The organism is Limnohabitans parvus II-B4 (assembly GCF_003063455.1).
GTDB classification, from domain to species: domain Bacteria; phylum Pseudomonadota; class Gammaproteobacteria; order Burkholderiales; family Burkholderiaceae_C; genus Limnohabitans_A; species Limnohabitans_A parvus.
This window is the reverse complement of record NZ_NESN01000001.1, coordinates 429663-451285: the sequence shown is the minus strand read 5'-3', so window position 1 is coordinate 451285 and position 21623 is coordinate 429663. Positions and strand designations below refer to the sequence as shown.

Annotated in this window: 1 protein-coding gene; it reads left to right on the top strand. The window is 63.0% G+C overall.

Annotation, left to right across the window (positions count from 1 at the left end):
* Nucleotides 1–25: 25 nt before the first annotated feature.
* Nucleotides 26–21595: a beta strand repeat-containing protein gene (locus B9Z37_RS01970; RefSeq protein WP_146179684.1), complete on the top strand. Its 21570-nt coding sequence runs from the start codon at nucleotides 26–28 to the stop codon at nucleotides 21593–21595.
* Nucleotides 21596–21623: the final 28 nt, after the last annotated feature.

The following is a 21623-nucleotide window of genomic DNA, read 5'->3' as shown; positions in this document are numbered from 1 at the left end:
CCCGCACAGCATCAGACGACTCAAAATGGCCAATTACAAACTCATCCAGATCCAAGGCTCCAGCATCACCGAAACAGCCATACCGCAAGGTGCTGTGGTGGCCAAGTCACGCACCATTTACCGAGTCAAAGACGAGGTCGGCGCTCAACCTGAAAAGATGGTGCTGTGGCGTCGTGGCAGTGATTTGGTGGTGGAAGTTCAAGGCCAAAAAGTCCTGACCCTGTCTGGCTTTTATGCCGCCGGTATTGATGCGGCTCAGGCCCCGCAATACCTGCTCGACACGGGCGTGCCGGGCAACCCATGGGTCGTCACAGGTCGTGAGCCACAGCAAAAACTTTCTCCCAACGAAGACCTGGTCTGGAAGCTTGACGACGACGTGGTCAACACGCCCATTTCTCACGACCAGCTGCAGCAAATCTGGGCGAATGCCCAAGTGCGCGAAGGTCAAGACGTCAGCGTCCACCGCTACAGCGGCGATGAGGGCGCACGCCAGGAAATTCAGGACCTGCTCAAACGCTGGTCCAGCCACGCCGACGGGCAGAGCCATGCCGACGGTCTGACAGATGGGGATGCTCAGAAAAATAGCCAGGCTGGTGGTGCAAATGGCACAGTCAACCAAGTCCCGGCGACAGAAATCGGTGACCTCGTCATCACTGGCAGCATTGCTGCCGGTCCCGTACACAGCGGTGTCACGCTCTACGCCTACGACACCACTGGCCAGTTGCTGGGCAGCAGCGTCATCGGTGTCGACGGCCGCTACACCATTACCGTGCCCCTCAAAGGCGACTACCGTGGCACCGTGCTGCTCAAAGTCATGGACAGCAATGCCGCGGGCAGCAACTACCTTGACGAAGTCACTGCCTCAAACAAAAGTCTCGACACCACCTTGCGCGCACTGGGTGTAGCGCAAGAAGGCCAGCTTCAGTTCACAGTGACGGGCTTGGATGCGCACCTCGTCATCAACATCACTCCTCTGACCGAGTTGGCCGTACGCCAAGCGGGCGTGGTTGGTGATGTGGCTGTCGCCGCCACTGCGGCCTTGCAAGCCAACGCCAACGTGGCCACAGCCTTTGGTTTGGCCGGCGTTGCGCTCACGGGCGATGTCATCACCACCAACAGCGCCGCCTTCGACGCCCGAAATGGGCTGAGCGATGCAGAAAAATACGGCCTGGCTCTCACCAAACTTTCGGGTCTGGACAGCTTGAACGCCGGCAGCATGGCCGTCTCGCTGGACTTGTTGGCGGCCAACCTGAGCGGCAATGCTTTGAGCGCCACCGGTGCCACCTTGGTTGACCAAGGCCGTGTCAAAGCCTTGGACAGCCTGAAGGCCGCAGGCACCACATTCAATTCGGGGGCGGGCGATCTTGACAACAACACGGTGCTCAATCGGCAATTGCTGGGTGAAATCGTGGTCACCGAACAAAGACTCAATGCGCAAGGTCAACTGGTGGTCAGTGGCACCGCCTTGCCCGGATCCAGGCTGACCATCACGCTGCCCGATGGCACCACGCAGCAGACGGATGTTGATGTTTCGGGCGCTTTCACATTGACCTCGACCACACAGCAGGCCACCAGTTACTACACCCTTCAAATATTGGGTGCTGATGCTCTCAGTGCTAGCGTTGTCAACAGGGCGCCTGCCGCCATATTTGCAGACATGGCGGCAGCGAGTGACACCGGCATCAGTCATACCGACAACATCACCCGCGATACCACGCCCACCATCAGTGGCACGGGCACGGCTGGCGACACCATCACTGTGACCATGCCGGGTACCGGTGAGGTGCTGACCACCACCGTCGCTGCCGATGGCACCTGGAGCGTCACACCCACCCGGCCACTGGCAGATGGAACGGCCAGCGCCAGCGTGATCGCGACCAACACCGTCGGTAGCAGCCCGGCCACTTCTGTGCCCATCACCATCGACACCACACCGCCCGTCGTGCCCACGGTTGCGGCGCTCACCAGCAACACACTCACGCCCACAATCACCGGCACAGCAGCGGTGGCGGCAGGTGAAACTTTCACGGTCACCGTTCACGGTGCCACCTACGCCGTGACACCCAACGCGCAAGGTCTCTGGTCTCTGGATCTGGCATCGGCCGTACCCACCAGCGGCACGCTGGGCACTTTTGCCAACGGTAACAACTACAGCGTCACTGCCACCACCACCGATGTCGCTGGCAACACCAGCATCGACACCTCGGCCGGCGAGCTGACCATCAACACCAGTGCACCCAGCGTCACACTGCCCGAAGCCCCCAGAGGCGTGAACGCCACTGAAGTCGGCAGCAACACCGGCACGCCCTTGGTCATTCGTTTGCCCCAAAACGCGCAAGACGGTGACACGGTCACCAGCGTGGTCACCAAGCCCGATGGCACCACGCTCACATTGACCACGGTCTTGAGCCAGGCAGACATCGATGCAGGCAGCATCGAACAAATCATCTTGACGGCTGCTCTGACAGTCAACGGTGTCTGGAACACCAGCACCACCATCACCCCCAATGGCGGCACTGCAGGCCCAGCTGCGCCCGGCAGTTTCACGCTCGACACCGTGGCCCCCGCTGCCCCTGCGGCCGATGTGGCCGCCCTCAGCGACACCGGCACCAGCAACACCGACAACCTGACAACCGACACCACGCCCACCATCAGCGGTGGCAGCGCCACGCCCGGTGACACCATCACCGTGACCATGCCCGGTACAGGCGAAGTGCTCACCACCGTGGTGGCCGCCAACGGCACCTGGAGCGTCACACCCACCCAAGCCTTGGCAGATGGTCCTGGCAACGTGAGCGTCACTGCCACTGACCCGGCTGGCAACACCAGCGCAGCCACCACCGTCGCGCTGGTCATCGACGCCACCGCGCCTGCAGCCCCCGTGGCCGATGTGGCTGCCGCCAGTGACACTGGTGCCAGCAGCACCGACAACATCACCCGCGACACCACACCCGAGATCAGCGGCACAGGCACGGCTGGTGACACCATCACCGTCACTTTGCCCACAGGCGAGGTGCTGACTGCGGTGGTGGCTGGCAATGGCAGCTGGAGCGTCACGCCCACCCAAGCGTTGCCAGAGGGCACCACGAATGTGACCGTCACCGCGACTGACGCGGCCGGTAACGTCAGCGCACCGGCCACCGTGCCCGTGACCATCGACTCCACAGCGCCTGCTGCACCTGCAGCCGACCTGGCCGCCAGCAGCGACAGCGGTGCCAGCAACACCGACAACATCACCACGGACACCACGCCTACCATCACCGGCAGCGGTACGCCCGGTCACGTCATCAAGCTGTATGCACCCGATGGCGTCACAGTTTTGGGAACGGCGACGGTCGCCAACGACGGCACTTGGAGCATCACGCCCGCCACGGCGCAACCCGAGGGCCTCAACACCTTCAAGGTTACCGCCACCGACCTGGCAGGCAACACCAGTGCCCCGGCCGACGTGCCGGTCACCATCGACAACACCGCCAACGTGCCCACGGTGGTGCCCACACTGGGCAACACCCTCACGCCGGTGATCACCGGCGGAGCCAACCTGGCCCCTGGTGAGAACCTCACCGTGACCGTGGGTGGTGCCACTTACGCGGTGGTGCCCGATGCCCAAGGCACTTGGACTTTGAACCTGGCCACCGCCACGCCGGTCACCGGCACACTGACCTTGGCCAACGGTACCCACAGCGTGACCGCCGTCATCGCGGACGCCGCAGGCAACGTGGGCACCGACATCAGCACGAACGAACTCGTCATCGACACCGGTCGCATCGCGGTCAGCTTGCCTGAAGCGCCCTTGGGTGTGAACGCAGCCGAAGCCGCCAGCGCAGGCGGCACGCCCGTCGTCTCTCTGTTGCCTGTGGGCGCTGTGGCCGGTGACGTGGTCACCACCACCGTCACCAAGCCCGGTGGCGGCACGCTCACTTTGACCACCACGCTCAGCGGTGCCGACATCCTGGCGGGCCGCATCAGCCAGCTGATTCCGAGCAGCGAGCTGTCCAACGCCAACAATGGCGCTTGGACCACCAGCACCACCCTCAGCCACAACAACGTGGCTGGCACAGCCACGCCCGGCGGTTTCACGCTCGACACCCTGGCACCGGCAGCACCAACGGCCGATGTGGCCGCCCTCAGCGACACCGGCAGCAGCAACAGCGACAACAACACCGCAGACGACACCCCCACCATCCGTGGTGCGGGGGCCACACCGGGCGACACCATCACCGTGACCTTGCCCACGGGCGAAGTGCTCACCGCCGTGGTGGACCCCAACGGCACTTGGAGCGTCACGCCCACCCAACCCTTGCCAGACGGCGCAGCCAACGTGCTGGTCACCGCCACCGACCCCGCAGGCAACACCAGCGCACCGACCACGGTGGCGCTCGTCATCGACACCGCCGCTCTCGCAGCACCGGGCGTCGCCATTCCTGAAGCAGCGGGTGGTGTCAGCGCCGCAGAAGCCGCCAACGGCGTGCAACTCTCAGTGACACTGCCGGCAGACGCCCGCGTGGGCGATGTGGTCACCACCGTGGTCACAGCGCCCAACGGCAGCACCAGCACCCTCACATACATCGTGCTGGCGGCTGATGTGTCCACGGCCAATGGCGGCACCGCCATCGGCAGCGGGCCCTTCACCGTCACGCAAACTGTGCCGCTCCTGACACTGCAACCATTAGGTGCCAACACCGCCTACTTGGATGGCGACTGGACCACCCGCTCCACGCTCACCGACCCCGCAGGCAACGTCAGCCCCGCCATGGCCGATGGGTTCACGCTCTCGGCCACGCCGCCCACCATCAGCATCGCCACCGTTGCTGGCGACAACACGGTCAACGCCGCAGAGGCCAGCGGCGCCTTGCCCGTTGCAGGCACCACCACGGCCGAGCCAGGCCAAACCGTGACCGTTCAACTTGTGAATGGTGCCACCGTGCTGGGCACCTACACCGCCGTGGTGCAAGCCAATGGCAGTTACAGCCTCAACATTCCTGCTGCCGACTTGCCTGCAAACGGTTCTTACGCCCTCAAGGCCGACGTGTCGAATGCTGCAGGCACGCCTGCCACGCAGGCCAGCCGTGCGCTGACCGTTGACACCACCGCGCCGGTCATCACCATCACCAGTATTGCAGGCGATGCCATCGACCCCACCCACCTCACCGGCGAGTTCAACGCCGCCGAGCGCGGTGCGTTGACTTCCAGTGCTGTCACCACACGCCCGGTCATCAGCGGCACCACCAATGCTGAGGTGGGCCAAACCGTCACCCTCACGCTGGACAGCCAAACCTACACCACCACCGTGCAAAACGGAGGCGTTTGGAGCTACACGCTCAGCAACGCTGATGCGCTCGGCCTGAACCACGGCAGCACCTACGCCATCACCGCGACAGTCAGCGACCTGGCGGGCAACACCGGCACCGACACCGACAACGGCCTGGTCGTCAACACTGCGGCCCCTGACATCCCGACCGTGGTCGAGCAATACACCGCGCTGCACGCGCCCACCATCACCGGCCGCGCCATGAAAGACGCCGGGGGCAACACCTACATCAACTTGGCCAACGGTGACGTGCTCACCGTGACGGTGAACAGCGCCACCTACACCCTGACGGTGGGCGGCACCAGCAGCCCTGCAGGTCTGACTTACACCAACGGCACCTGGAGCTTGCTGCCCGCCAGCATCCCCAACGGCCACTACGAAGTCGCCGTCAGCGTCACCGCCGGTGGCATCACCAAGACCGACATCTCCAACACCGAGCTGCACATCAACGATGTGCCTCCCGCCATCACCCTCAACCCCATCAGCGGCGGCACGCTGAACGACGCTGAAAGCGCGCAGCCTCTGCCCATCACCGGCACCACCGATGCGCCCGTAGGCGCCACGGTCACCCTCACTCTGGACGGCCAAACTTACACCGCCGCTGTGCAAGCCGGTGGCGTTTTCAGCGTGACCGTGCCCGGCTCGGCTGTGACCGCCATCGCCGATGGCACCCAAACCGTCAGCGCCAGCGTGGTCAACGCCTATGGTCTGACCGGCAACGGCACCCAAAGCTTCATGGTCGACACCACGGCACCCGGTGCCGCCACCGTGGCCATTCCTGAAGGCACCCTGGTCAACGCTGCCGAAGCGCTCAGCGCAGGCGGCACAGCCCTCAACATCACACTGCCCGCTGGCTCGCAAGTCGGCGACGTGGTCAAAAGCGTGGTCACTGCACCCGATGGCTCAGTGCTGGTCCTCAGCACCACGCTCACTGCCGCCCACATCACGGCCGGCAGCATCAGTCAGCTCATCCCCACCTCGGCGCTCACGGCCGATGGTGCTTGGACCACATCGACCACCATCACCGACACCGCTGGCAACACAGGCCCAACCAGTGCGGGCGGCTTCACCCTCGACACCACTGCGCCTGCTGCGCCCTCGGGCATTTTGAACAGCGCCAGCGACACGGGCTTGGCGGGTGACAGCACCACCAGCGACACCACCCCCACCCTGAGTGGGGCAGGGGAGCCCGGCGACACCATCACCGTCAAAGACGCTGCGGGCAACGTCATTGCCACGGCCACCGTGCAAGCCGATGGCACCTGGAGCGCCACACCTACAGCCGCATTGCCAGAAGGCCTCAATGCCTTGAAAGTCACAGCCACTGACCCGGCGGGCAACACCAGCGCCCCGGCCGACTTGCCTGTCACCATCGACACCATGGCCAACGTGCCCACGGTCGTACCTACTTTGGGCAACACACTCACGCCCGTGCTCACCGGCGGTGCCAACTTGGCCCCCGGCGAAACCCTCACCGTGACTGTGGGCGGTGCCACTTATGCCGTCACGCCTAACGCCCAAGGCGTCTGGACACTCAACCTGGCCACCGCCACGCCCACCAGCGGCGCATTGTCCTTGGCCACGGCCAACACCTACAACGTCACCGCCGTCATCACCGACGCCGCAGGCAACGTGGGCACCGACGTCAGCACCGGCGAGCTCAGCATCGACGTCGGTCGCATCGCCGTCAGCTTGCCCGAAGCATCGAATGGCGTGAACGCCGCAGAAGCCGCCAGCGTGGGTGGCACACCGGTGGTGTCATCTCTGCCTTCAGGCGCTGTGGCTGGCGATGTGGTCACCACCATCGTCACCAAGCCCGGTGGCGGCACACTCACGCTCACCACCACGCTGAGCGCCACCGACATCGTGGCGGGCAGCATCAGTCAACTGATTCCGAGCAGCGAGCTGACCAACGCCAACAACGGCGCTTGGACCACCAGCACCACCCTCGATCACAACGGTGTGCCCGGCACAGCCACGCCCGGCGGTTTCTCGCTGGACACGGTGGTCCCAGCAGCGCCAGCGGCTGACGTGGACGCCGCCAGCGACACCGGCAGCAGCAGCACCGACAACAACACCAGCGACAACACGCCTGTCATCAGCGGCACAGGCGCCACACCCGGCGACACCATCACCGTCACCTTGCCCACGGGCGAAGTGCTCGAAGTGGTGGTGCCCGCCAATGGCAACTGGAGCGTCACACCCACCCAAGCCTTGCCCGACGGCGCGGCCAACGTGCTGGTCACAGCCACCGACCCCATGGGCAACACCAGCGCCGCGACCACTGTGGCGCTCGTCATCGACACCACCGCCCCCGCTGCGCCTGTGGCCGACGTGGCCACCAGCAGCGACACCGGCACCAGCAGCACCGACAACCTGACGCGCGACACCACGCCCACCCTCAGCGGCACCGGCACGGCAGGCCATGTCATCACCGTGACCCTGCCCACCGGCGAAGTGCTCAACACCGTGGTGGCGGGCGACGGCACCTGGAGCGTCACACCCACGCAAGCCCTGCCCGAGGGCAGCGCCAACGTGAGCGTCACCGCCACCGACCTGGCGGGCAACACCAGCGCCCCGGCCAACGTGGCGCTTGTCATCGACACCCAGGCCCCCGCAGCCCCTGCAGCCGACATTCTGGCCACCAGCGACAGCGGCCGCAGTGACATCGACAACATCACCCGCGATGACACACCCACCATCGGTGGTGGTGGAGCCACGCCTGGTGACACCATCACCGTCACCATGCCCGGCACAGGCGAAGTCTTGACCGCCGTGGTGGCTGCAGACGGCAGCTGGTACGTCACACCCTTGCAAGCCCTGGCCAACGGCACCGCCCAAGTCAGCGTGACCGCCACCGACCCGGCGGGCAACGTGAGCCCCCCCACCCTGGTGCCGGTGACCATTGACACCACCGCGCCCACAGCGCCTGTGGCCGACGTGGCCGCAGAAAGCGACAATGGCGCCAGCAACACCGACAACCTGACCAACGACACCACCCCGACCCTCCGTGGCACGGGCAGTGCGGGCGACACCATCACGGTGACCTTGCCCACCGGCGAAGTGCTCACCACCGTCGTGGCCAGCGACGGCAGCTGGAGCGTCACACCCACCCAGGCCCTGCCCAGTGGCGTGGCCAGTGTGTCGGTCACCGCGACCGACGCGGCGGGCAACACCAGCCCCGCTTCGACTGTGGACTTGACCATTGACACCTCAGCGCCCGCTGCGCCAACGGTGAACACCTCTCTCACCTCAGACACCACGCCTGTCCTCCGGGGCACGGCCAGCGTGCAGCCTGGTGAGACCCTCACCGTCACCGTCAACGGTGCCACCTACACCGTGGTGCCCGACGCACAGGGCCAGTGGCGCGTGGACACCCAAACGGCTGTGCCCACCAGCGGCACTTTGGCCCCGTTTGCCAACGGCCAGACCTACAACGTCACGGCCACCACCACCGACGCTGCAGGCAACAGCACCAGCGACGTCAGCACGGGCGAACTGTCCATCGACACCAGCCTGCCTGCCACACCCGCAGACCCTGACTTGACCGCTGCAACCGACACTGGCGCGAGCGATACCGACAACCTCACCAGCAACAACACGCCCAGCTTCGCCGTCACGGCGCCCCCTGCAGGCGGCACACACATCTTGTATGTGGATGGTGTGGCCGTTGCGGCCACTTATGCCAACGGCGTGCTCACACCCAACAGCGCCTTGCCTGACGGCCCGCACACCATCACCTACGCCGTGCAAGTGGGCAGCTTTGTCAGTGAAACCAGCGGTCCATTGGCCATCGTCATCGACACCGCTGCCCCGGCTGCACCCCCAGCCCCCGACCTGACATCGGCCACCGACAGCGGTGGCAACACCAGCGACGACGTCACCGGCAACAACCGACCTGATTTCGCCGTCACGGCCCCGCCTGCAGGCGGCAGTGTGGTGTTGTTGGTCGACGGTGTGGCGGTTGCGGCCACCTACGACCCCAACACGGGCACCATCACGCCCAACAGCCCCTTGGCCGACGGCGTGCGCGCCATCAGCTACCAGCTGGTGGACGCCGCAGGCAACACCAGCAGCGCCAGTGCCGCACTGTCGGTCACCGTCGACACGGCAGCTCCGGCCACACCCGCCGCGCCCGACATGACCGCGGCCACCGACAGCGGCGTCAACACCGACAACCTGACCAGCGACACCACGCCCAGCTTTGCTGTTTCTGCGCCGCCCGCTGGCGGCAACGTGGTGCTGTACGTCGATGGTCTGGCCGTTCCCGCCACTTACGCCAACGGAGAAGTCACGCCCCTGGACCCTTTGCCAGCCGGCGCACACACCATCACATACGCCTTGGTCGATACCGCTGGCAACGCCAGTGCCGCCAGCCCCAGCCTGGCCATCACCATCGATGCCACGGCGACAGCCGCACCCACAGTCGCCATCGCAGAGGCCGCAGGCGGCGTCAGTGCTGCTGAAGCCGCCGATGGCGTTGCGCTGAGCATCACGCTGCCCGCAGGGGCCGCTGTGGGCGACGTGGTCACCACAGTTGTGGCAGGCCCAGGCGGTGCCACCATCACCCTGACGACCACCTTGAACGCGGGACACATCACCGCCGGCAGCATCAGCGAGACGGTCCCCTACAGCACGCTGCATCCTTCAACCAGCTACCTGGATGGCGCTTGGACCACCAGCACCACCTTGACCGATGCGGCAGGCAACACCAGCCCCGCCGATACCGATGGTTTCAACTTGGCGGCCAACACCCCCACCGTGACCATTGGTACCGTGGCGGGTGACGACACCGTCAATGCAGCCGAAAAATCCGGCGCTGTGGCCGTGGGCGGCAGCGTGACCTTTGTGGAGCCTGGCCAGACTGTCACCGTGAAGATGATGAACGGTGCAGCCGTGATGGCGACCTACACGGCCATCGTGCAGGCCAACGGCACCTACAGCCTCAACATCCCTGCCGCCGATCTGCTGTCCGTGAATGATCGCAGCTACACCCTGACCGCCGATGCCACCAACTTGGTGGGCACGGCCGCCGCGCAAGTGACCCGTGCTTTGGTGCTGGATGCCACTGCGCCGGCCATCAGTGTGACCAGCGTGTCCGGTGACGCCGTCACAGGCTCGCAAAACGGCACTTTCGGTGTCAGCGAACGCGGCTTGCCCTCGGCAACCGTGACCATATTGCCCGTCATCAGCGGCACCACCGACGCTGCAGACAACGCCGTGGTGACATTGACCCTCAACGGCCAAACCTACACCACCACCGCCCAGAGCGGAGCTTGGACCTACACGCTGTCGAACGCCGATGCCGTGGCCCTGAACCATGGCAGCACCTACGCCATCACCGCCAGCGTGACCGATGCGGCTGGCAACACTGGGCGCGACAGCGACAACGGCATGGTGGTCGACATCGCCACGCCAGACACGCCCACTGTGGTTGAGCTGTACACCGCCAGCCACATGCCGACCTTGACGGGCAAGGCCCAGAAAGACGCGGGCGGCAACAACTACATCAGCCTCGCCACCGGCGACGTGCTCACGGTGGCAGTCAACAACGTGACCTACAGCCTCACCATTGGTGGCACCAGCAGCCCCACAGGCTTGACTTACAACACAGGCACCAAGCTGTGGTCTCTGGCGGTGACCAATGCCATCGTCAACGGCAACTACGAAGTGGCTGTCAGCGTCACCACGGGAGGGGGCTCGCCAGTCACCAAAACTGACGTCAGCGCCACCGAGCTGCACATCAACGATGTCGCGCCGCTCATCACGCTGAACACCATCAGCGGCGGCACGATCAATTTGGCTGAAGAGACGCTGGCCTTGCCCATCAGCGGCAGCACAGATGCACCCGTGGGCTCCACAGTCACCGTCAGCATTGGTGGCAACAGCTACACCGCCACTGTGGTGGCCGGTGGTGGCATCACAGGCCAAACCAACAGTTTTGTCGTCACAGTGCCTGGCACCGTCGTTGCAGCCTTGGCCGATGGCACACAAACCGCCACAGCCAGCGTGATCAACCGCTATGGCGTGACCGGCACCGACACCGAATCGGTGCTGGTGGACACCACGCCGCCGACAGCCCCCCCTGCCGATGTGGCTGCGTCCAGCGACAGCGGCATCAATACAGACAACATCACCAACGACACCACGCCCACCATCAGCGGCACGGGCACCGACGGCGATGTCATCACCGTGGTCATGCCGGGCACAGGCGAAGTCTTGACCGCTACGGTCACAGGGGGCGTCTGGAGCGTCACGCCCACACAAACCCTGGCCAACGGCACGGCCGACGTGCGCGTCACCGCCACCGACCCGGCTGGTAACACCAGCCCAGTGACCCTGGTGCCCGTCACCATCGACACCACGCCGCCTGCGGCGCCCGTCGTCACCCCTTTGGTCACTGGCGACAGCCGTCCGATCATCACAGGCACGGCCACCATGGCCAGCGGAGACACCCTGCAAGTGACCGTCAACGGCGCCACCTACAACGTGACCGTGACCAACGGCGCCTGGACGCTCGACACCTCGTCGGCCACACCGGTCAGTGGCGCTTTGGGCACCTTCACAGCGGGCCAGACCTACAGCGTCACTGCCACCGTGACCGACTTGGCGGGCAACACCCGCAGCGACACCAGCAGCGGTGAAATCAGCGTCGTGACCTCCTTGTTGGCGGGCCGACTCGACGCCAGCAGCGACAGCGGCACCAGCGGCGATGCCCGCACCAACGACACCACGCCCACCTTGAGTGGCACTGGCAAGCCGGGTGACACCATCCGCCTCTTCGCAGCCAACGGCACCACCGTTTTGGGCACCACCGTGGTCTTGTCGGATGGGACTTGGGTCATCACGCCCACCACCGCCTTGGCGCAGGGCTTGCAGAACCTGAGCATCACCGCCACCAGCCCCTCGGGCAGCGTGACCGGCCCCGCCACGGTACCTGTGACCATCGACACCGCCAGCACCATCACCATCACCAGCGTGGCCGGCGATGCCGTGGCCGCTACTGGCAACGGCACCTTCAGCATTGGCGAGCGCGGCATCAACGGCAACGACTACACGCTCAGCACCACGGTGGCCACGCCACCTGTGGTCAGCGGCACCACCGACGCCGATGTGGGCAGCACCGTCACCCTCACGCTCAACAGCAGGACCTACACCACCACCGTGCAAACAGGTGGTACTTGGTCTTACACCCTGAGCGACGCCGACGCCAAGCTGCTCAACCACGGCAACACCTACGCCATCACGGCCAGCGTGACCGATGCCGCCGCCAACACCGGCACCGACACCAACAACGGCGTGGTCGTCAACATCGCACCGCCCGATGTGCCGACGGTGAACAACCAGCAAAACATCACCACCTTGGTGCCCATCATCACGGGCACTGCCAACAAGATCAACAACTCGAACGCCACCATTGCGCTGGAGGGGGGCGATGTGTTGACCGTGGTGCTCAAAAACAATGCGGGTTCGACCTTGGCCACCTACACCCTGACCGTGGGGCCCAACGCGGTCACCACCGGCACGGGCGGTACAGGCGTCAACGCCAACACCGAGCTGAGCTACAGTAAAACCACAGGCACATGGACGTTGGGTGGAGTCGATGGCATTCCTGCCAACGTGTTCACCACTGCCGGCTCTTACAACGTCGACGTGACCACCACCGTGCCCAACGGCCCGGGTACCTTGACCCGCAGCGACGTGAGCAGCGCCGAAATTTCCATCGTGCCTACCGCGCCCACCATCAACAACGTGTTGTGGACGGCCACCGGCGTAGGCAACACCAGCCGCATGCAGGGTGTGCAAGAGGCCTATTACGACCGCAACAGCACCACATTCAGCACTGCGACCACCACGGTGGACAACCGCCTTTGGTATAGCGAAGCCAGCACCCCCACCAACACCGCAGGCACCGTGGTGCGTGTGTATTTACCCTACGGTATTGGGGCTGTACCAGCCGTGGCCGGTGACGTGATCCAACTGAACTGGGGCCCCGACACCACCACGCAGGTCACGTTGAGTGCCACTGACGTCAATACAAACCACTATGTGGATGTGACGGTGCCTTACAGCGTGATCAGTGCGCAAAGCTTTGGCAGCGTCACCGTCAGCGCCAAGCTCTTGGTCACGGGTACCAGTTTGGAGGCCAGCTCGACCACCTTGAACGCCACCTACTTCTTTGACTTGCCGCTGGCCAATACTGGCGGTGTGGCAGGCGACAACTTTGGCTACCGCATCAACGGCCGCCCCAGCGACAACATCGGCGCTAAGAGCGGTGCTTATCCTCCGGGAACCGTGATGGTGGGCGACGTGAACGGCGACGGCTACGACGACATGGTGATTGGTGCAGGCCAAACCACCTACAGTGCCAACGGCGCAGCCTTTGTGGTGTTTGGCAGTTCTGCACCGCAAAACGTGGACTTGTCCGCCATTGCTTTGGGCAACTCCACCCAAGGCTTCATGATCGCGGGTTTGACCACAAGCTCCGGTCAAAGCCTGAACATCGACCATGGTGATTTCAACGGCGATGGTCTGGACGACATCAGCATTGCTGGCGTGGATTCTGGCAGTTACATCGTTTATGGCCGCTCCAACAGCACGGCCACGGTGCAGGTCAGCAGCCTCACCACCACGGCCAACACCAATGGCTTGAAGGTCAATTCATCCATTGGCCTCAACAACCTGGGCGACCTCAACGGCGACGGTGTGCAGGACTGGGGCAGTGCTTTTGTTGTCTCCATGTATTCGCAGTGGCGAGAATTCCAGGCGCAATATGGCGCAGCAGACGCCACCAGCTTGACCATTCAGAACGCCGTGGGCAACAACTTCCGCCTTTACAACGGCGGCGGTACCGGCATTGGCTACCAAGACTACGCCACCGGCGCTGATGTGAACGGTGACGGTTACACCGACTTGGTCTTGCGCGGCACGAACTCCCAAGACGGTACCACCACCTACGCCTATGTGTACTTCGGAAGCGCTTCGGGCTTGTCCACAGCGGCAGGTCAGAGTTACACAATTTCAGGTCTTGGGGGCTTCCAAGGGCAAATGATTGGCACTGGCGACATCAACGGCGACGGCAAAGCCGATATGGTGATGTCGACCTGGGGCTCGAATGTGTATGTCAACTTTGGCAAGAGCACGTCTGCCAACTACAACGTCACAGAACTGAGCACGGGTACCAGCAGCAACGGCTTTATGGTGCAGGGCTTGACCACGGGTACTCCCGATCTGTTCACCCAAGCCAGGGTGGTAGGTGACTTCAACGGCGACGGATTGGACGATTTTGTATTCGGCCAGACAGCCATGCAACTCAATGGCGCCAACACCGGCGGTGGTTACTTGATTTACGGCAAAACCAGCTCCAACACAGTGTTTTTGACCGATTTGAAAGTCTCCGAGGGCTTCCGTATCGACGGTGTCCTGAACAATGACAAGGCGTTGACCGCCGTCTCAGGCGGTGGCGACGTGAACGGCGACGGTTTTGCGGACTTGATCGTGTCGTCGCCCAACGCCATCAGCACCAGCAACAACGGGGTGGGCCAGGCCTCTGGCACCACGGCCGGCGGCGTGGACTACATCATCTACGGCGGCCCGAGCATCTTGAACCCCATGGTCTTCCAAGGCAGTCGGGGTGACCAGATCGGAACCGGTGCCGATGAAACTCTGACCGGCACCAGCGGCAACAACCAAATCGTGGGCGGTCAAGGCAACGATACCTTGGTGGGTTCAGGCGGTGCTGACATGTTGGCGGGTGGTGCGGGCAGCGACGTAATTGTGCTCAACGCCGACAACGTGCGGTCTTTGGCCGTGCGCATCGGTGTGGACACGCAAAACATCGCCCGCGTGGACGGCGGCGGCGGCATGGACACGCTGCGCTTTGCCGAGCCCCTGGTGCTGAGCTTGCAAAGCGCCCGCACCCGTTTGGAGAACCTCGAGCGATTCGATTTGAATGCCACCGGAGGCACCTTGCAGATCGAAAACGGACTGGATCTGAACGCCACGGTGGGCGACTACAACCGCTTCAACACCACCAACGGCTGGACAGTCACAGGTACTGTCACAGGCTTTGACGGCTCGAGTAACTACTACCAGGTGGTGGTGGACGGCACCGCGGCCGACACCGTGCGCTTGGGCGCAGGCTTTGTCAAAGAAACCGGCAGCTTGACTTATGCGGGCAGCGTCACCACGGCCGGTGCTTACGACGTGTACAGCAGCGCCACCACGCGCAGCCAAGTGCTGGTCAAGCAGGGTGTACAAGTGGTGCCGGTGCTCTTGCCCGCAGCGGCCATCACGATGCCCGAGGCCGATTTGCTTTCGAGCTTTGGCTTCTTGTCGCTGGCCGAGGCGCAAGACACGGGCAACGCCAACAGCACCAGCAGCGTGGCGGGCACGCCAGTGCTGGTGTCGCTGGCTGGCCTGGGCGCGGCCGTGGGCGACGAGGTGCGTGTGAACTGGGAAAACCAGACCGCTGTGCTCTACACCCTTACGGCCGCAGACGTGGCTGCTGGCGTGGCACGTGTGGCGGTGCCTGCCTCGGCCCTGCTGGCGGCTACGGCAGCGGGCACCAAAGAAACGGTGGGCATCACCGCCCAAGTGTTCAACGCCGTGGGTGTGCCACTCACCACTGTGGGTGTGGGCAGTGCGGCGGTCGACTTTGTGACTGTACCCACCACGCCACCCCTGAACGCCCCGATCATCTCCAACGTGAACGGCTCCACCAGCGTCATGACGGGCTTGAGCGAGGTGGTCAACACCAACGTCATTTACCGCAGCGCTGCGCTCGACGGTGTGCAGGTCAACGTGGTGCTCAAGACCGCGGCTGCTGCTGGCGACTGGCTCAAGTTCACCTGGGGTAACCAGGAGTACACCTACAAGTTCACTGCTGCGGTGGCAATCAACACGCCAACCACCATCACCGTTCCTTATGCGGTGGTGGAGGCTCAGGGCTTTGGCACCTTCAACGTGTCGGTTCAGCAGTTCAAGGCCGATGGTGTGTCGGGCACCGCAATCGGTGCCGCCAACACCGTCACCGGCGTGCGTTACGCCTTTGACATGCAGGCCAATGAGGGCACCACCGACGCCGCGCGGGGCTTCACCTTGGTGGGTGAGAGCAATTACCACAACGCAGGTTATGCGGTATCGAACGCGGGCGATGTCAACGGCGACGGTTATGACGACTTCATCGTGGGGGCTCCCGGAGCTGCAGGCTATGCGGGTCGCAGCTATGTGGTGTTTGGTGGCAGCCAAGCGATCAACTCCTTGCAGCTGTCGCAGCTGACCGTAGTGGGCAACACGCGTGGCTTTGTCATCACCGGCGTGCCGGGCGATGGCATGAGCGGCGCTACCGTGACGGGTGGTGGCGACATCAACGGGGACGGCCTGGCCGACTTGGTGGTGGCCAGCCGGGCCAACTACGCCATCAGTGCCGGTTGGTACCCGATGGAATACGCCAGCAGTGGCACCACGAGCGAAACTTATGTGGTGTTTGGCAAAACCAACACCACAGCGGTCAACCTCACGGCCTTGACAGCGGCCACCAATCTGACCAACACCGCCAGTGCTTTGGGCTTCAAGGTCAACACCACTGGCACCACAGCGGCAGGTTGGAGTGTGAGCAATGCAGGCGACGTGAACGGCGACGGTTTGGACGACATGCTGGTGGGTAACCCCAACTACGGTGCACGCGACGGCCGGGCCTACCTGATTTATGGCAAGGCCTCGGGCGCTGCGGTGGAGGTGAGCAGCCTGCCCGCCATTGGCGCGAGCAACAGCGTGGGCTTCATGGTCACGGCCGACCAACCCAGCAACAACCCAGGTTTGACCACCATGGCCAGCGGTGACGTCAACGGCGACGGCTACAGCGATTTGGTATTGGGCGCATGGTTCCAGGGTTCTACTGGCGTAGGCCCTGGCGGCGCTTATGTGGTGTACGGCAACTCGACCAACACCTCGCTCGACATCTCGACCTTGACCGCGGGCAGCAACACCCGGGGCTTCCAAATCATTGGCGAAGTCAACGCCGGCATCGACATCGCGGGCGTGGGCGACGTGAACGGTGATGGCTTGGCAGACGTGTTGCTGCAAGGCAACCAGAGCTTGGTGGGCGCGGGCAACACCACGCTCAAAGGCGCAGCCTGGGTGGCGTTTGGCAAAACCGGCAACAGCCCGATCAACGTCTCGTCCATCGAGGCCGGTGTGGGTGGCTTTGCCATTGGCTTGGGCTTGGACACCACCAACTACGGTGCGTATGCGGTGAGCAGCGCGGGTGACTTCAACGGGGACGGCTTGACCGACGTCATCGTCACCCACGCCAATGCGCCATTCGTCAACAACGGGGTGACCAACGCGTCTGCAGGTGCGGCTTACATTGTGTTTGGCAAAACCGGCACCGGCACGGTGCAGGTCACCAGCCTGGACGGCAGTGAGGGCTTCCGCATCGTCAACCCGTTTGTGAATGAACGCATGGGCAGTGCGGCCGCAGGGGGTGGCGACATCAACGGCGACGGCTTTGACGACGTGATCATCGGCAACTATTTGGGCGACACCACCTTGGCCGACTTGGGCAAGGTGTATGTGGTGTTTGGTGGCGTCCGTGAACTTCAGTCCAGCGTGTTCCAGGGCAGCAATGGCGACCGCATCGGCACCGCAGGCAACGACACCTTGACCGGCACCAGCGGCGCCAACCAGATGGTGGGCGGTTTGGGCAACGACACGCTTGTCGGTGGCGGTGGCGCGGATGTGCTGTACGGCGGCGCTGGCAACGACACGATCGTTGTCAATGCCAGCAATGTGCAGGCCTTGGCTCTTCGTGTGGGGAACAATGCACAAAACATTGCCCACATCGATGGCGGCAACGGTCTGGATTCGATCCGGTTTGGCGAAACGCTGGTGATGAGCCTCAAGAGCACCCAAAGCGTGGTTGAAAGCGTCGAACGTTTTGACCTGGCCGGCACAGGCGGAACCTTGCGAATTGAATCGGGTGTTGATGTCAATGGCATTTCGCACCACAACCGTTTCAACACCTCGAATGGTTGGGCGTTGACAGGTTCTGTCCTTGGCTTTGACAACTCTACCGATTACAGGCAGGTGGTGGTCGATGGCACGTCGGCAGACTTTTTGCGCTTGAGTGGGACTTTCGTCAGGCAGACTGGCACCCTCAATCACTCGGGCACAGATTCCAGCACCGGCGTTTACAACGTTTTTGTGAATGCCGCTACGCGCAGCCAAGTGATTGTGAAAAACGGCATCTCCGTCCAGATGACACCGGCAGTGGATGTTTTTGCCAATGAACTGGCCAATGGTTTGAACAGGAACGAGGCCAACAGCAACGGTGGAACACTGGCCCGGGTGAGTTTGTCTGACATTGGGGCATCTGCTGGCAATATTCTGAAGCTGACCTGGGACGGTCAAGTGATTGACTACACCCTCACTGGGTCAGACATCACGGCTGGGTTTGCCAACATCCCGGTCAGCACTGCCCAATTGACCACGCAAGTGGCCCTTGGGGCAACAGGCACGGCCAATTTCAGTGTCTCGCTGTTCAACGGCGCCACATTGCTCAACGCGGGTGATGCGCAAAGTGCGCCGGTGAACTTCATCATGGCCACTGCGCCCACGATCAACTCGGTGCTTTGGTCAGCCACTGGTGCAGGCAATACCAGTGCTTTGTCGGGCATCACAGAGGCACTCAACGGGCAGGTATACCAAGCAAACAACACGGTGACTCAGGGCGTTGACAATGCTTTGTTCAACTCCGAAGTCATCGGTAACGGCACGGTGGTCAGGGTGCAGCTGCCAACTACTGGCCCGATTCCGCCTGTTGCGGGAGATACCTTGGCGTTGATCTGGGGCACAACGAGCACGCCGATCCGCCTTGTCTTGTCAGCTGCAGACATCACGCAGAAGTTTGTGGACGTCACAGTCCCAGAGGCCACCATCCGTGCAGACGGGTATGGCCTCGTCACGGTACAGGCGATGATTGAAAAAACCGATGGTTCGTCTTCCGCAGCGGGCACCCAAGTGGTGAACTTTGCGTTTGACTTGCCGCTTGATCTGCCCGCCAACGCGGCATCGCCAAGCTATGGTTTTGCCATCAACGGTGCCGGACCAGGCGTTTCAATTTACGACGACAACAACCAGTTTCAGGGCTTTGGTGGGTCGGTTGTCAACATGGGCGACTTGAACCGCGACGGTTTGGACGACTACGCCGTGGGTGACATGATCAACAAGCGCATTTTTGTGCTGTTTGGCCAAACCGACATGAGCACCCTGAACTTGCAGGGCATTGTGGCGGGCACCAGCACACAAGGCTATGTCATTGCCAACAACCCGTTTGCATCGTTCACCTATGTGCATGGTTTGGCCAGTACAGACTTCAACGGCGACGGACTCAACGACTTGATGGTCACCATGCCCAGCCGCAATGGCGGGGGTGGTGCCAACAACGCGGTGTATGTCTTTTATGGGCAGTCGTCTGCTGCTGCAGGCCGCATTGCCGATGCGTTGGCGACGGTCGCTGCCAGCCCCTTCGCCACAACGGCAGGCTTCAGGATCCATGCCGCCCAAGGCTGGAGCGATTTGGGTTCTTTGCGTGACGAAACAGGCACTTTCACCAAAGGCACCACAGGCGACACCACGGGCATGGGTACCAGCAGTGCAGGTGATGTCAACGGTGACGGTTTGGAAGACTTCATCATTGGTGAGAGCCTGGCGGGCGGCAACACTGGGGGTGCGCCCAACTATGGGCGGGCCTTTGTGATGTATGGCACCACCACCACGGCGACCAGCGGTTTGACCTTGCCCGAGATGAGCAGCAATCCGACCAGCATGACCAATGGCTATTTCATCAATGGCGACATCAGTCTGGGCAGTGCACGTGTTGGCACCACAATTGGCGGAGGTGGCGATGTCAACGGCGATGGTCTGGATGACATGGTTTTGGGTTCGATCAACGCCACCAACAGTGCCCGCGCTTATGTCATGTTTGGTAGATCAGGCGGATCCAGCATGAGTGTGACCAGCGTCACCGCGGCGAGTAACACCAATGGGTTCATGATCACCGATGCGGCGCAAACGACGACCAGCACAGGCGGTGCATTGCCCGCGGGTTACAACTATCCGAGCGTGCAAATTCTGGGTGACATCAACGGCGACGGCTTGGCTGATGTCGGTGTGAGCCAGTACGACCGCGCCCTGGTGGTTTTTGGCAAGACTGGTGGCGCTGCTGTCAGCGGCACTGCAGTGGCAGCTGGCACCAGCAGCGATGGCTTTGTCATCCGCATGATGGCATCTGACCGCGGCATGGGCACCATGACCCATGCAGGCGATATGAACGGCGATGGCTTGGACGACTTGGTGGTCAACACCACCGGTAACCGCGCTTACATTGTCTTTGGACAAACCGCAGGCAGCACGGTCATTGATTTTGGCGTGCAGGATCTCACCAAGTTTGTCCCTATCACCAACCAGCCTTTGAGCTTTGCTCAAGCTCAGGTTCACGCCGCAGGTGATGTGAACGGCGATGGTTTTGCCGACATCATCGTTGGCGTGGGCACCGCTGATCCGGTACTCTCCCCCGTCCGGGCTGATGGCGGTAAGTCGTATGTGATTTATGGCGGCTTCTCCGAGGCGACCGCTTCTGTTTTCCAGCTGAGCAACGGAGACCACATTGGAACGACAGGCGCCGACACCTTGACTGGCACCACTGGGGCCAACCAGTTGGTCGGCGGCTTGGGCAACGACACGCTTGTCGGTGGTGGTGGCGCAGACGTGTTGTACGGCGGTGCGGGCCACGATGTCATGCAGGTCAATGCCGACAACCTGGCCCAGCTGGGTGCAGTCGGCTCAAGTCAGAACATTGCCCGCATTAACGGCGGCAATGGCATTGACACCTTGAAGTTCGACGGCACGGGCCTCACGCTCGACCTGGCCAACGTCAAGGGTGTCGCCATGCAAAACATGGAAAAAGTCGACTTGACCGGTTCGGGTGACAACACCCTCAAGCTGACAGCCAGCGATTTGCTCGAGAACTTCACCAGCGCTGACGTGTGGAACGCTGGCAACAGCAGCACCGGCAACCTCGGTGCCACCGTCCGACGCAACCAGCTGATGGTGACGGGCGATGCCGGTGACACGGTGGTGCTGACCGATTTGGCCAACTGGACGGCCACATTGCCTGCCAACGTGATCACCATCAATGGCAACACCTACACGGGTTACAACCACAACAGCCTGGCGGCGCAGTTGTTGATCGACACGGCACTGAACGTCTCGGCGACCTGACGCGCCATAGTCGCTCGGGGCTGTCAGG

Bases quoted from the DNA above. Each gene is read 5' to 3' on its own strand.
- B9Z37_RS01970 (WP_146179684.1), top strand. From the start codon at position 26: ATGGCCAATTACAAACTCATCCAGATCCAAGGCTCCAGCATCACCGAA.